General features: G+C 47.5%; 12 protein-coding genes. 9 read left to right on the forward strand and 3 right to left on the reverse strand.

From position 1 onward, the window contains the following. Positions 1-17: 17 nt before the first annotated feature. Entirely contained in the window at positions 18-1,289 is a 1,272-nt protein-coding gene (locus F8R13_RS04825) for a hypothetical protein (RefSeq protein WP_152832205.1), read from the forward strand. On the opposite strand, the gene F8R13_RS04830 is transcribed toward F8R13_RS04825, so the two are convergent. The 3 genes from F8R13_RS04830 to F8R13_RS04840 form a co-directional block, all read right to left on the reverse strand. Further along, on the reverse strand, positions 1,276-4,110 hold the full coding sequence (locus F8R13_RS04830; RefSeq protein ID WP_152832206.1) for a PAS domain S-box protein: 2,835 nt from the start codon (positions 4,108-4,110) through the stop codon (positions 1,276-1,278). The two genes, F8R13_RS04825 and F8R13_RS04830, sit on opposite strands and share 14 nt — an antisense overlap. Before the next feature lie 248 nt (positions 4,111-4,358). After that, complete coding sequence (locus F8R13_RS04835; RefSeq protein ID WP_152832207.1) at positions 4,359-5,561, reverse strand: methyl-accepting chemotaxis protein; 1,203 nt, start codon at positions 5,559-5,561, stop codon at positions 4,359-4,361. Positions 5,562-5,652: 91 nt separating this feature from the next. Then, positions 5,653-6,555, reverse strand: a complete 903-nt coding sequence (locus F8R13_RS04840) for a LysR family transcriptional regulator (RefSeq protein WP_152832208.1) — start codon at positions 6,553-6,555, stop codon at positions 5,653-5,655. A 131-nt stretch (positions 6,556-6,686) separates the two neighbouring features. Between F8R13_RS04840 and F8R13_RS04845 the strand changes: the two genes are divergently transcribed. The 8 genes from F8R13_RS04845 (at position 6,687) to F8R13_RS04875 (ending at position 14,017) form a co-directional block, all read left to right on the forward strand. Next, positions 6,687-7,082: a DoxX family protein gene (locus tag F8R13_RS04845; RefSeq protein WP_152832209.1), complete on the forward strand. Its 396-nt coding sequence runs from the start codon at positions 6,687-6,689 to the stop codon at positions 7,080-7,082. Between the two features lie 50 nt (positions 7,083-7,132). Beyond that, the gene (locus F8R13_RS04850) at positions 7,133-7,972 is read left to right on the forward strand and encodes a pirin family protein (protein ID WP_152832210.1); all 840 of its coding nucleotides are present in this window, start codon (positions 7,133-7,135) and stop codon (positions 7,970-7,972) included. Continuing rightward, complete coding sequence (locus tag F8R13_RS11755) at positions 7,947-8,330, forward strand: hypothetical protein (protein WP_305778198.1); 384 nt, start codon at positions 7,947-7,949, stop codon at positions 8,328-8,330. Before F8R13_RS04850 ends, F8R13_RS11755 begins: the two co-directional genes overlap by 26 nt. 29 nt (positions 8,331-8,359) lie before the next feature. Continuing rightward, on the forward strand, positions 8,360-9,103 hold the full coding sequence (locus F8R13_RS04855; protein WP_305778199.1) for a glutathione S-transferase family protein: 744 nt from the start codon (positions 8,360-8,362) through the stop codon (positions 9,101-9,103). A gap of 108 nt (positions 9,104-9,211) precedes the next feature. Next, positions 9,212-9,730 carry a DsrE family protein gene (locus tag F8R13_RS04860; protein ID WP_253806351.1) on the forward strand — a complete coding sequence of 173 codons (519 nt, stop codon included), beginning with the start codon at positions 9,212-9,214 and terminating at the stop codon, positions 9,728-9,730. A gap of 151 nt (positions 9,731-9,881) precedes the next feature. Next, the gene (locus tag F8R13_RS04865; RefSeq protein WP_152832211.1) at positions 9,882-10,460 is read left to right on the forward strand and encodes a TRAP transporter small permease subunit; all 579 of its coding nucleotides are present in this window, start codon (positions 9,882-9,884) and stop codon (positions 10,458-10,460) included. A 2-nt stretch (positions 10,461-10,462) separates the two neighbouring features. Further along, entirely contained in the window at positions 10,463-11,836 is a 1,374-nt protein-coding gene (locus F8R13_RS04870; protein ID WP_152832212.1) for a TRAP transporter large permease subunit, read from the forward strand. 48 nt (positions 11,837-11,884) lie between these two features. Next, positions 11,885-14,017, forward strand: a complete 2,133-nt coding sequence (locus F8R13_RS04875) for an EAL domain-containing protein (protein WP_172967700.1) — start codon at positions 11,885-11,887, stop codon at positions 14,015-14,017. Positions 14,018-14,069: the final 52 nt, after the last annotated feature.

Raw genomic sequence — 14,069 nt, forward strand, 5'->3', positions numbered from 1 at the left:
GCAAAGGTTAAACCATCATGTGGACGTTGAAACCTCCTCTTTTATTCTGCCTGCTTGCCATAGAGATATTGGCAGTCGGCTACGCGCCGTCAAGCTGGGCTTCGCCTCAGTTCACCGGACGTGTCGCCGTATTGGGTGCTTTGGCGCATGCCGATGCCGACCAAGCCGGCAGCAAAAAAGGCAAGGACACTTACCTCAATGCCAATCAGCAGGGGTTGCGTTTGATGCTGGACGACACCTCGCCTCAAGACCAATGGTCGATACATTTGCGAACCGTCCGTCAATATGTGGAAAACTATCCCACCAGCAACCTTCACAGTTCGGATTTGTTCCGGGCAAAAACCTTGTCGGACGACTGGACAGACACCTCCCCCAATACCCAGACCAAAATCGGCTATGAAATTGATCGCGCCGTTTACAAAACGCAAATTCCTCAGATCTCCAAGTTGTTTGGTGATGCTTCCGCCAGTGCGTCTATCGGCCGCCAACCCATTGATTGGGGCGCCGGACGTTTCTGGCAGCCGATGAATGTCTTTGGGAGTTTCGCGCCCACCGACTTGGACACCGATTTCAAACCGGGCATTGATGCCGCGACATTGGACTTTTACCCCAGCGCTTTCTCTTCTTTGACGGCAGCCTATGTATTTTCGTCGGATGCCCAAACCCTATCGAAAGGCAAAACCAATGTGGCTTTGCATTATCGTGCGCAGGTTGGTGATGTCTCCGAACTGGGGTTGATTGCCGCCGATGTATTGGATAACCGGATTTATGGCGGTTCTTTCGAGACAAGTTGGCAAGGCATGGGGTTTCGTGTTGAGGGCACTCGAACCCATGACAAGAATGCGAAGCGCGACTATAACTTTTGGATAGCCGGTATCGACTATCAATTCGACAACGGCATCTTGATTGCCGGAGAAGTCTATAACAACGAGCGGGGTGCTGAAAACGTTAGCCAACTCAATACCGTGGCATCTCAATCTTGGTATCGTTATGGGTTACTGCCGCAACTGAGTCGTCAGTTGGCGGGCGTCAGCATCCAGAAAGACGTCATCCCTCTCTGGCAGGTGCAATACCTTTTACTGTCGAGTTGGTTGAAAGACTCCCGGCAGGACACCGAGGCATCGTGGTTAAACCAGATCAATGCCACCTACTCGGTCAGCAATGAATCGAGTCTACTGATTTCCGCGTTGTTCACCAACGGTAAAGGCTTGACCTCAAACCAACAACTTCAGTCAGAGTTTGGCGCGGTGCCGCTGAGTGTGACCGCGAAGTTCGTCATGTATTTTTAAGTTGTTCGCAAACCGCTTGCAAGGGTTGAGGCTTGGCAAAATAGTACCCCTGAATAAGGTCGCAGTTGAGTTCTTTCAGCAATTGTAGCTGTATTTCCGACTCAACGCCTTCAGCAACAACTTTTTTACCCAATGCCTTGGACATGGAAATGGTCGCCGCCACAATCGCATAATCATCGGCATTGGAATGCACATGGTCGATAAACTGCTTGTCGATCTTCAAGTACGTGCTCTTCAACTGTCTCAACACCGCAAGCGAGGAAAACCCCGTACCAAAGTCATCAATGGCAAGTTCTGCTCCATTTCTAATAAAGACATCCAACAGCTTTTGCACTTCTTCCGATAACTCTGCGAATGCCGTTTCGGTAATTTCAAACTCCAGGTCGGTAAACGCCAAGTCACTGTCTTGGATTGCTTTTAACAGTTGACCCATATCCTCCGAGCTCGCCAATTGCTTGCCGGATAAGTTAATGGAAATTCGATGCTCATAACCGACTGCCCGTAATAAAGGCAAATCTTTGGCAACCTGCTCTATTTCCCATAAACACAGTGCTTGAATCAAATTGCGGCGCTCCGCTATGGGAATAAAGTCAGCGGGTGAATTGAAATCCCGCACGGCTTCTGGCGCTTTTGGCCAGCGAATAAGCGCTTCGGCTCCTGCCGGTTGTTTGGTGTTAGGGTCATACTGCAACTGGTAGTAGAGTTCAAACTCTTGATGTTCTATCGCATGGGAAAGTGCACCAAACAAAGTCACGTCTCTATGCACCTTATCCAACATGGAAGGCTCGAAAAATACCGCACAGCTCCGACCGGAACTCTTGGCATGATACAGTGCCGTATCTGCTTCAGAAATCATTTCATTTCTGGTTTTGCTAGGATCGCAGAACACAATCCCGACACTCACTGACGTCTTGACCTCATGCCCTTCTATATCAAAAGTATCATTGAAGAGTGCAACAATCGAATCCGCAACACACTCGGCTTCAATCCCGCCTGTATTATGACTTAACAGGATGCCGAACTCATCTCCTCCCATACGGGCAAACACATCTTTTTCATGAAGTTTTCGTCTGATACGGCTGATAACCGCTAACAATAATTTATCGCCGATAGGGTGTCCCAATGAGTCGTTGATTTCTTTAAAGTGATCTAAATCCAACAACAACATGACCGCACGATGGCTACTGTCTCTCTCGCGTATCAGCTCTTCTTTCAACGCGTCGAAAAACATCTGGCGATTCGGCAAACCCGTCAAATTATCGAAGTAAGCCAAATCACTGATTTTCTGTTTTTGCGCCACGATTTCAGAAATATCCTTAAAGGTCACAACCGAACCGACTACTTGCCCATCTTGCCTAATCGGCGTGCTCCAATATTCGATCGGAAAATAGGTGCCGTCCTTACGCCATAAGACCTCATCAGTAACGTGATAATCACTACGAGTCTTAATCGGCAGTGACATTTGACAGTCTTTCATTGGGATTTCATGTCCAGCAGCATCAGAATGGTGAATCAAGCTATGATTCTGGTGTCCTAACAATTCCGACTCTTCATACCCCAGCATTTGCAATGCGGCAGGGTTAACAAAGGTGGTTCTTCCTTGCAAATCGATCCCGAAAATTCCTTCTGTCGTACTCTTCAGCAACAAGTCGCTCATTTTCTGCACTTCAAAGTATTCGGTCATATCGACTAGATAACCATATAACTCTTTGACCTCTCCATTCGGATGATATTCCGCTTGGTTATAGTCATAAAAATTACGATATTCACCGGATTTGGTTTTTAAACGATAAGACAACTCAAAGTGCTTGTACTGACCAAAAAGACTGTCTTCCAAAATCTTCTTGGCACCAGGAAAATCATGAGGGTGAATCAGCTTCTCGAAGGAACATTTTGGAGACATCATTTCTTCTGAGGTATAGCCCAAAATGGTTTCCACATTTTTGGAAACATAGATTATCGGCCATCCCTCGTAAGGCGCCCACTTCAAAATGACAGTCGGCCCGCCCGCAAACAGATTTCGCTCAACCGTCAAATCATGCTCAACGGCTTTCATTTCAGAGATGTCATCCAACACCCAAATAACGCCCTTAGAGAGATCGGCAGGGACGTGATCATCCATCGCTTTCCCACTGATACGTCCCCAAAAGATGCTGCCATCCAGTCGCTTGAATTGATACTCGATATGCATCGCCCTATTCTTCACCAAGGAGAAAAAATAACGTTGCCCGAACTCCACATATGTTTCTTCGGAAACATGAATGGTCCGAACCGGCTGACCAACCAATTCATCCAGTGATTTTGCGCCGAACAAGTCGCACATCCGCTGATTACAGCGCACAATCATACGGTCGGCATCCACCAGCATAATGCCGACTTGCGAGGTTTCAAAAATGGCATTCATTTCCCGCTGGCTGGCTTGAAGTAATGCTAATGCTTCTTTGCGCTTGGTTATCTGCTTGAAAATACCGACAACCAATGATTCACCACGCCATAGAACCGTGTTAGCAGTGATTTCTACTGGGATAATTTCGCCATCGGCACGAAGTACTTCCGCTTCGAGAGAAATGATTTCACCTTTTACCAAAGCCTCTATATGCTGAGCAAAAGTATTTTTGCTTTCACCGTTTTCAGGGTGAAGGGAGGATTGATGCATTCCCACCATTTCTTTGGCACTACGGCCAAGCATCTCCGCAAAAGCTTTATTGATAAAGCGGATAGTACCGTTGGTCTCAACAATTCCCATCCCCACCGGCAAACTATCCAATAACTGGATATGATCTTTTAACTCAAGATCATCCAGCACATGTGAAAAACTCATCTAACCCCCCTTAGTCAAGCGCATGATACCACTCAAACTAAGCTACATTATGTCGTATTAAAGAGACACTTCTGATGAAAGCACCCCTCTAAAATCTATCGTATTCTTATAAAAATATATATTAATAAACGGCCGGACGAATTGATACCTAAATTTGCGTAAACCAGAACTGTTTGAATCGAAATTTTCTACAATGGAAATGAAAACGCCCCCGATTTCGGAGGCGCATATAATAACAAAAGAAAAGGCTATTTGTCGGTCTTGAACTGACCGATAAGACTACTCAACTGCGTCGCGTAATTGCCAACCAAAGCACTGGACTCAGAGGTTTTTGCCGCGCCGGCAGCAACGGTTTGGGCAATATCATTGATTTGATGGACATTATCGCTGACCACATCGGACTGAGCGCGTTGACTCACTGCCGAAGTTGCGATTTGGCTGTTCATCTGTTTGATGGTTTTCACCGCTTCAGCGATGGATTGCAACGCTTCACCAGCCTCGTTCGCTTGCAATACACTATTGTGGGCTTGCTCACGGCCTTGGTTCATAACCCCTACCGCTTCCAAAGCAACATCCTGAAGTTTTTCAATCATCCCTTCGATTTGCTTGGTCGATTCCTGCGTTTTGCTTGCCAATACACGAACCTCATCCGCCACCACAGCAAAGCCACGTCCGTGCTCGCCGGCTCTTGCGGCTTCAATCGCCGCATTCAACGCCAACAGATTGGTTTGCTCGGCAATGTCTTTAATAACGTCCAGCACCGAACCGATATTTTCACTGTCTTCTTTCAAACGTTGAATAACGGTTGCAGTCTGCTCAACCTCTTCCGCCAGTTTTTTAATGGACAATACCGTACTGTTTACGACACTTGACCCTTTTTCGGTGGCAATATTCGCCTCATTTGCCGCTTCAGATGCCGCTTGGGTATTGTTTGACATTTCTACCACTGTATCTGACATCTTAGCGATCACCTGTGCCGCCTGCTGAGTGCCTTCTTGTTGGCGCTCAACACCAGATTGAGTTTCTTTGGTGACGGCAGTCATTTCATCCGATGCTCGATTTAACTCGCCGGATACCTGAGCAATACGTTTCACCATGTCACGCAGGTTGCCGGACATACCATTAAAGCTCTGCGCCATGTCACCAATAAAGTCGTTACTGACAAGGCTACATTTGTGAGTAATGTCGTTATTGCTGATGGCGTTTGCCACTTCACCAATACGTTTCAATCGGTTTAGCAACATGACATTCAACAGCCAGTAGTTGAAAACCCCTATACTCACACCGGCGGCAACACATGCCATAACGAACCACCACAACATCCCGGGTTTCCAGATGACGAAGAGATGGGCAAATACCGGAAATATCACCCCCATCCCGAGGCCAAATCCGAGAAAGACCAAGAACATTCTGCGTAGAATGCTAGGTTGTTTGAAGTCGAAGGATACCATCTATTTCTTCCTTATAGATTTTTTGCTTTTCCAGCCAATCAGCAAGTAGCTTGCCAACTCCTAGTCTGAAACACACCTTATATAAGAGTTATTACGCATCCCAATAGGCCTTTTGCTTGAAATAATCCAATAAGAAGTCAATCATCGTTCGTGTTTTTTTAGATACGAAGCGGTTACGAGGATAAACCGCATAGACATAGATTTCCGGACGGTAGTAGTTCTCCAAAACCGGCACAAGAGAACCGGACTGCATATCCTTCCAGATAATAAAGGTCGGCTCCATGACGATACCGTGGCCGGCTTTCGCCATCTCTTTCAGGAACTCGCCATTATTGGCCTGCAAGCGGGTGGAAAAACTAATGTCATGCGTTTCACCGTTTTCGTCCGTCAGTCGCCACGAGTTCATGCCATCGTTACCATACTTTAATAACTGGTGGTGCTTGAGATCTTGCAAACTTTGAGGTGCGCCATGTTTTTCAAGATAGGCCGGGCTGGCGACCAAGCCGAAACGGATTGGCGCAATCTTCCTTGCCTGCATGCTGGAATCCTTTAAATCCGATATACGAATCGCCATATCGAACCCCGAGCTGATCAAGTCAACTTCACCGTCGGAAAAATCAATATCCAAGTTAATCCCTGGATAGACCTTCATAAACTGATCAAAGACCTTCGTCAGATGCAACATACCAAATGATAAAGGCACGGCAATTCTTAAGGAACCGGATAACGCCTGATCATCGACATTAACACTCTGCGTCAACTCGGAAAATGCCGACACGACCCCCAGCGCTTTTTCGTAAAAGCGCAAACCGGCTTCCGTCAAATTAGAAGAGCGCGTGGTTCTGTGAATCAGCTTCGCGCCCAACTCATCTTCTAACTCACTGAGTCGACGACTGACTGCGGACTTTGCCATGTTCAGCTGCTCCGCCGCCTTACCGATACCGCCTGCCTCAACGACCCGTATGAATATCTCGATTTTTTCTAACTGACCCATATCGCCCACCGCCTGTGATTGTTCTTGAAATAGCAACAGTAAGTTTTAATTTTGCTGGTTTTTCTTATAGATAACAAGTTCTATCATAGACTCAAAGCAAAAACTTTACTCACTGACCTAAGGAGAAAATCATGAACTCACTCATTAAACTGTCTGCGCCTTTGGGGCGCGTGATGCTCGCCGCTATTTTTATCATTTCCGGGCTTGGAAAAATCGCCAACTACACCGGCACCCAAGGTTACATGGAAGCCATGGGGGTCCCCGGTGCATTGTTACCTTTGGTTATTTTGACCGAGGTCGCAGGTGGTTTGGCGATTGCCTTTGGTTGGCATACACGTATTGCCGCTTTCCTATTGGCTGGCTTTACTTTGTTGGCGGCATTGATTTTCCACACCAATTTTGCCGACCAAATCCAACAAATCATGTTCCTGAAAAACATGGCGATTATCGGTGGTTTCCTAACCTTGATTCATCATGGCGCCGGAACTTGTTCGCTGGACAACCGACACTTAAACAAACAAGACTAAGTCATGGGGTCGTATCACTTACCGCCCCTAGCCAAAACAAAGGAACTGCTATGACAACCAAAGAAATCCGCATGCTGACACTCGGCATGCCGACATCAGATGGTGCGGGCGTGAAGTTGACGCGAGTCATCGGTAGCCCGGAGCTGAATATGCTTGATCCGTTTCTGATGCTTGACCGCTTTGAAACGGAAAACCCGGAAGATTACATCGCCGGCTTTCCGCCGCATCCGCACCGCGGATTTGAAACCGTGACCTATATGTTGGAAGGCACCATGCGCCATGAAGACAATTTAGGCAATAACGGATTGCTCAAACCCGGCGGTATCCAGTGGATGACGGCTGGTCGAGGTATTGTGCACTCCGAAATGCCGGAGCAGGTCGATGGCGCGATGCGTGGCTTTCAGCTGTGGATCAACCTGCCGAGTCACGCCAAGATGCAAGACCCTCATTATCAGGATTATGACCCGGAACAACTGCCGGTGGAAGTCCGCGACAATGGTACCGAAGTCCGTGTTATCAGCGGACAAACCGATGAAGGTACGCAAGGCCCCATCATCAACGATTGGGTGAAGCCAACCTACTTCGATGTTTCTTTACCTGCCAATACTGACTTCACCCAGACGCTGTCTTCAAACGACAACAGTCTGCTGTTTGTCATTAACGGGCAACTCGCCGTCGGTGAACAACAGCGCATTGCCAAGGCGAATAGCTTGGCGGTTCTGACGCAGGGTGATACCCTAAAGGTCTCGGCAAAAGACGAAGGTGCTCGTTTCCTACTGATTTCAGGACAACCTTTGAACGAGTCCATCGCTCGTGGCGGACCTTTTGTCATGAACACGCAGGAAGAAATTCGTCAGGCGTTTGATGACTATCGAAGCGGTCGTTTTTGATTCACTTGATGAATCACTAGCCGAACAGGCTGCAAAAGCAACCTGCCTCGTAAAATCTGCCAGGTTGGGGGAGTCAAACAATCTACTCCGACCACCGCAGCAAACATATGAACACTTAACAAAAAACAATAGGGATAGTGAAATGGGGTTTTTAATCAACGGGAAATGGTCGCCAACTTGGTACGATACCGACACCACCAAAGGCGAATTCAAGCGCCTGGAATCGGTCTTCCGTAACTGGATCGGATCACCCCCGATGGTTCTCCCGGCATTTCAGGTGAAGGCGGTTTTGAAGCCGAACCCGGACGCTATCATCTCTATGTTTCTCTTGCCTGTCCTTGGGCGCATCGTGCGCTGATTTTCCGTAAACTCAAAGGCTTGGAAGACATGATTTCCGTCTCTGTCGTCAACTCTTTCATGAACGATGAAGAGGGTTGGACATTCGACGATGGTCCAGATGTCATCCCCGACACCGTCAACCATAAACGCTTATTGCATGAACTTTACACCTTAGCAAAACCGGATTTCACTGGCGTTGCCAGCGTGCCACTACTTTGGGATAAGCAACGCAACACGGCAGTCAACAATGAGTCTTCGGAAATCATCCGCATGTTCAATTCTGCTTTCGATGGCGTGGGCGCACGTGCTGGAGACTACTACCCCGAGATTCTGCGCCATGAAATTGATGCGGTGAACCAACGTGTTTACGACACACTGAACAACGGCGTTTACCGTGCGGGCTTTGCCACCAGCCAAAAGGCCTATGAACGTGCCGTGACCGAGGTTTTCAACACCCTTGATTGGTTAGAAGAAACTTTAAGCATGCAACGCTACTTGGTCGGCGAACAACTGACTGAAGCGGACATTCGCCTGTTTACCACCTTAATTCGCTTTGATGCCGTTTACTTCGGACACTTCAAATGCAACTTGAAACGCATTGTCGATTACCCGAATCTGTTCGAATATCTGCTGGACATCTATCAACATGAAGGCATTGCCGAGACGGTGAATATCGAGCATACCAAACACCACTACTACGGCAGTCACGATAAGCTGAATCCGACCTTGATTGTGCCGAAGGGGCCTGTGCAAAACTTCAACCAACCACACGGCCGCGCGAATTTACGCTAGACCTTACACGCTTCCAGCTTGATTTTTATAGGCAACTGGCATTCAATAGCGGAGACATAAACATAAAATAAACATCCAACAGACAACCCATAACCTCCAGGAGGCCTTATGAAAGTTTTAAGCGCATCTAACTTGATTCGATCAACCCGTTTTTCCATTTTCGCCGCACTGTTTGCCATGCTAACAATGGGCTTTTCATCTCTGGCGCAAGCCGCGGATGATGGCGCAAAAGTGGTCTATCATGTCGATTTCAAAAACCCGACCCGTTATTCTGCAACCCTAACCTCTATCAACAACATCCTAAACTACTACGACAGCCAATTAATGGATGCCGATGTGCAATTGGTGTTTGTCGGTTATGGCCTACGTTTTGCCACTGACGATGATTTGAAAGGCACGCCTTATGTTGCCGACAAAGCATTGAACGCGCGTCGTGCTGAGCTCAAAGGTCGCCTGATGTCGCTGATAAAAGTGCGCGGTGTCAAAGTCTGGCTATGTGACAAAACCCGTAGCGATGTGAACTTGCCAAAAAGCAAAGTCTATCCTGGCATCCAGATGACACCATCCGGGGTTGCAAAAATCGCCATTTTGGAATCGGAAGGCTATTCTTATTTGAAAATTCAATAGCCGCACTCGCCAGGTTGACCCCCAACCTGGCAGATTTTCCGCAACTTCTCAAAAACGTCTTAATTGCCAATCGCTTGCAAAATCGTTTAATCCATTCAAATTAAAAAAATCGCTAATGCAAACGCGCGCGCAACCAAGTAAAATATGCGCCATGAATTCATCCTCCTCATCTTTTAACCAATCGCTTTCCCGGTTCGTTCACTATCAGGACAAGGCGCAACAGTCTTTTGGGCACTTTATTGCCTGGGGATTACTGTCTTTAGTGGTGATTGCCGCTTCGGTGGTGATTTTGCGTTATGGCTTTGACAGTGGCTCGATTGCGCTACAAGAAGTCGTACTCTATAACCATGCGATTGTTTTCATGCTCGGGATGGCTTACACCCTTCAGCAAGACAAACATGTGCGTGTCGATGTGTTTTACAACAACTTCTCGCCTCGCCGCAAAGCCTGGGTTGACCTATTAGGCGGTCTACTGTTGGCATTACCGACATTGATTTTCATCCTGTGGTCTAGCGCACACTATATTCTGGTGAGCTGGCGAATCAAGGAAGCTTCGGCGGAAGCTGGTGGGCTCCCTTATGTTTATCTGTTGAAAACCGTTATCTGGATCATGGCGATTCTGCTGATCTTCCAAGTGTTGTCGATGATCGCAAAATCTTACCTCACTTTGGTACAGGACGAGCCTGCTGAAGATGACAGCACGCAAGACCACATCGAGGGCAAAGTCTGACGATGGAATACTTGTCTTTACTCTTGTTCGTACTGGTTTTCGCTTTCCTGTTGGTCGGTTTTCCAGTGGCTTTAACACTTGCCGGCGTCTCATTACTGTTCGCATTGGTCGCCACCGCATTCGGTGCGTTTGACGTTGCTTTCCTGGAAAGTATTCCCAATCGAATCTACAGCATCATGAACAACCAGACACTGCTCGCCGTGCCCTTGTTCGTCTTCATGGGCATCATGCTGGAACAGTCGAAAATCGCTGAACAATTACTGCAAACCATGGACGAAGTCATGCGTGGCTTTAAAGGTGGTTTGGGCATTTCCGTCATTCTGGTGGGGGCGCTGTTGGCAGCAAGCACCGGTATTGTCGGTGCGACCGTTGTCACCATGGGATTGCTGGCATTACCGACCATGATCAAGCAAGGCTACTGTCCTAAGCTGGCAACCGGAACCATTTGTGCCTCGGGAACGCTGGGGCAAATCATCCCGCCATCCATTATTTTGATTCTTTTGGGTGATGTGCTGTCTTCGGCTTATCAACAAGCGCAATTAAACCAAGGCATTTTCTCCCCAGAACCGCTGTCAGTGGGTGACCTGTTTGTCGGTGCACTTTTCCCGGGCATGCTGTTGGTCGTGCTTTATATGGTGTATGTGTTCGTCACCGCCATTATCAAGCCGGAAAAAGTACCTGCTCTGGCACAAAACACACGTGAACCGGGCTTTGGTAAACGCGTGCTTTACAGCTTACTGCCGCCTTTGGCATTGATTATTCTGGTGCTCGGTTCGATCTTGGGCGGTTTCGCCACACCAACCGAAGCAGCCTCATTGGGAGCCTTAGGCGCAATAATATTAGCGGCAATGAAAAAACGTTTGTCGGTCAGCATCCTGCAAGAGGTGATGCGTGGTAGCTTACAAGTCACCAGTATGATTTTCTTGATTTTTATCGGTGCCGCTTTCTTCTCTCTCACCTTTAGAGGATTAGGCGGTGACGACTTAATTGCCGGCTTCTTAAACGACCTGCCGGGCGGTAAGTTCACTGCAATTCTCATTGTGATGCTGTTGATGTTTGTACTAGGGTTCTTCCTGGACTTCATCGAAATCACCTATGTCATCGTACCGGTAGTCGCCCCTGTGCTATTTATGATGGGTGTTGACCCAATTTGGTTAGGCATTATGATCGCCATTAACTTACAAACGGCATTTTTAACGCCGCCGTTTGGCTTTGCACTATTTTATTTAAAGGGCGTCGCCCCTGCTTCCGTCAAGACTTTGGATATTTACAAAGGGGTAATTCCGTTCATCTTGATTCAGCTTTCGGTACTCATTTTGCTTGCCCTATGGCCTGCGTTAGCAACCTGGTTGCCATCGGTTATTTATGGCAAATAATAAATTGCAAAGATTAGGATGCGTCAATCGCCGTTAAAAAGACACTACATGCAAGACTCCGAACAGAACATTCCCAATAGCGACAATGATTTGTCGCACTTGATGCAAGAACGCCACCTAAAAGACGATATCATTGAGTCGATACATGATGGCGTGATTGTTTTTAACCCCGATTTTTCTGTTCAAGTCATTAACCCGCAAGCACGCGCGCTTCTCAACTTCTTCAACGACCCAGACCATTTCTTTGACGACCTGACGCTGTTCAAAAACAAAAAAGCAACCCTGACCTTCAAACTGAAAGATTGGTTGCAGCAAATTAGCCGCCGTGTTGCAAAGCACCCAAAAGAATTCTTTGTCTGGCAACGCATCGACTTCGACCAGCCGTTAAAGCCTCTGCTATTTTCGGCAAAACCAATCGTTGATGAAAATCACCAGATTACATCGATTTTGTTGATGATCTATGATCGTCGTTTGCAAGCAGATGCCGACGAGAAAAAGCGTATTCTCAACGCCGCGCTGAACAGTTTTGACGGCCAGTTTATCACCAATGATAAAGGGTATATCACACAGCCGAACATGGCATTTTCTGCCTATACTGGACTAATGCGTGAAGAATTATCTTCCATGAGTATCCTGGCGTGGATGCAAAAACAGCTCACACTGAAAACCACCGAGGAACAAGTTCTCCGTGCGTTGTTGGAAGACGGACGTTGGAGTGGCGAGGTGGAAGTACACCCCAATGCCGACACCACTTTCTATGCGGTACTGAGCCTATCGATGATTACCGACAACCATCGCAACATTGAATGCTATGTCGGCACCTTACAGGACATCACCGACATCAAGCAGGCACAGGCGGAAGTCGAGTATCTGGCTTTTTATGATGAGTTGACCGGGCTTGCCAACCGTCGCCTGCTACTTGAACACCTTGAACACACCCTATTGCATCATATGCGCCACCGCACTTATAGCGCACTAATGTTCTTGGATTTGGATCGTTTCAAAAACACCAACGACACCTTCGGACATACCGCTGGCGATGAGCTATTGAAAACCACCGCCTACCGTTTGAAAGAACATCTGCGTGCCGAGGACACCATCGCCCGCTTGGGTGGGGATGAGTTCGTTATCCTGACGCACATGGATGCTCCAAGTTTGGAGCTGGCAACACAACACGCGCTTACCCTGAGCAATAAGATCATGGATGCACTGTGCGAAGACTATATCATCATGGATCAGACCTTGAAAAACTCGGTCAGCATCGGCGTTTGTTGCTTCCCGCTACACCAACACGAAACCCCGGAAGAACTGATCGGCTTTGCTGACATGGCGATGTATGAGTCAAAAAAACTGGGACGCAACCGCGTACACTTCTACGACCAAACCTTGTCTGAGAGCATCCAAAACCGTCATGCACTGGAGCGTTCGCTGAATAACGCGGTGATTGAAGAAGAGTTCGAGCTTTTCTTCCAACCGCAGTTCAATTTGAACGAAGAATTGGTATCTGCCGAAGCCTTAATACGCTGGAAACACCCCACTCTCGGATTGATATCGCCATCGGAATTCATTCCTATCGCGGAAGACGGTCGTCAGATTCTTAAAATTGGTCAATATGTGATTCGTGAATCTTTCTTGAAAGCGAAAGAATGGCATGAAAAATATGGTTTGAAAAACCTATCCATCAATATCAGTCCTATCCAATTCCATGAGACCAGCTTTGTCGCCGGCCTTAGAAGTTTGCAGGAAGAAACCGGCGTTTCACCTGAGCTCATCACCCTTGAAGTCACTGAAGGTATCCTGATTTCAGAAATGGAATTGGCACTGCGCAAAATGGCCGCACTGGAAGAAATGGGCTATAAATTCTCTATCGATGACTTCGGGACAGGCTATTCTTCGCTGAGCTACTTCCAAAAATTGCCGATTAGAGAACTGAAAATCGATAAGAGTTTTGTTTTCCGCATCCCTGCCAGCCAGGAAGACATCGCCATCATTGATACCATTCTCAACCTTGCGAAAAGCAAGCAACTGCAAATCGTCGCCGAAGGCGTCGAAACCCGAGAGCAAGTCGACTTCTTCAAAAACACCCAGGCATCCGTGCGCGATAAACTACTGATCCAAGGGTTTCATTTCAGCAAACCACTTGACGCTTCGGCCTTTGAAGAGCGCTTCTTTCACGCCTAAAGCCCTTTTCAGATAGTTTCGTGAAACTTTCCTTCACAAAACGAAATATTCA

It is taken from the genome of Hydrogenovibrio sp. JE_KL2 (genome assembly GCF_009296185.1).
Lineage (GTDB): Bacteria > Pseudomonadota > Gammaproteobacteria > Thiomicrospirales > Thiomicrospiraceae > Hydrogenovibrio.

What these genes read in the sequence shown, in the direction of transcription:
- F8R13_RS04840 (WP_152832208.1), bottom strand. Translation starts at nt 6,555, where the DNA reads ATGGGTCAGTTAGAAAAAATCGAGATATTCATACGGGTCGTTGAGGCA.
- F8R13_RS04870 (WP_152832212.1), top strand. Translation starts at nt 10,463, where the DNA reads ATGGAATACTTGTCTTTACTCTTGTTCGTACTGGTTTTCGCTTTCCTG.
- F8R13_RS04850 (WP_152832210.1), top strand. Translation starts at nt 7,133, where the DNA reads ATGACAACCAAAGAAATCCGCATGCTGACACTCGGCATGCCGACATCA.
- F8R13_RS04830 (WP_152832206.1), bottom strand. Translation starts at nt 4,110, where the DNA reads ATGAGTTTTTCACATGTGCTGGATGATCTTGAGTTAAAAGATCATATC.
- F8R13_RS04865 (WP_152832211.1), top strand. Translation starts at nt 9,882, where the DNA reads ATGAATTCATCCTCCTCATCTTTTAACCAATCGCTTTCCCGGTTCGTT.
- F8R13_RS11755 (WP_305778198.1), top strand. Translation starts at nt 7,947, where the DNA reads ATGACTATCGAAGCGGTCGTTTTTGATTCACTTGATGAATCACTAGCC.
- F8R13_RS04835 (WP_152832207.1), bottom strand. Translation starts at nt 5,561, where the DNA reads ATGGTATCCTTCGACTTCAAACAACCTAGCATTCTACGCAGAATGTTC.
- F8R13_RS04875 (WP_172967700.1), top strand. Translation starts at nt 11,885, where the DNA reads ATGCAAGACTCCGAACAGAACATTCCCAATAGCGACAATGATTTGTCG.
- F8R13_RS04845 (WP_152832209.1), top strand. Translation starts at nt 6,687, where the DNA reads ATGAACTCACTCATTAAACTGTCTGCGCCTTTGGGGCGCGTGATGCTC.
- F8R13_RS04825 (WP_152832205.1), top strand. Translation starts at nt 18, where the DNA reads ATGTGGACGTTGAAACCTCCTCTTTTATTCTGCCTGCTTGCCATAGAG.
- F8R13_RS04855 (WP_305778199.1), top strand. Translation starts at nt 8,360, where the DNA reads ATGATTTCCGTCTCTGTCGTCAACTCTTTCATGAACGATGAAGAGGGT.
- F8R13_RS04860 (WP_253806351.1), top strand. Translation starts at nt 9,212, where the DNA reads ATGAAAGTTTTAAGCGCATCTAACTTGATTCGATCAACCCGTTTTTCC.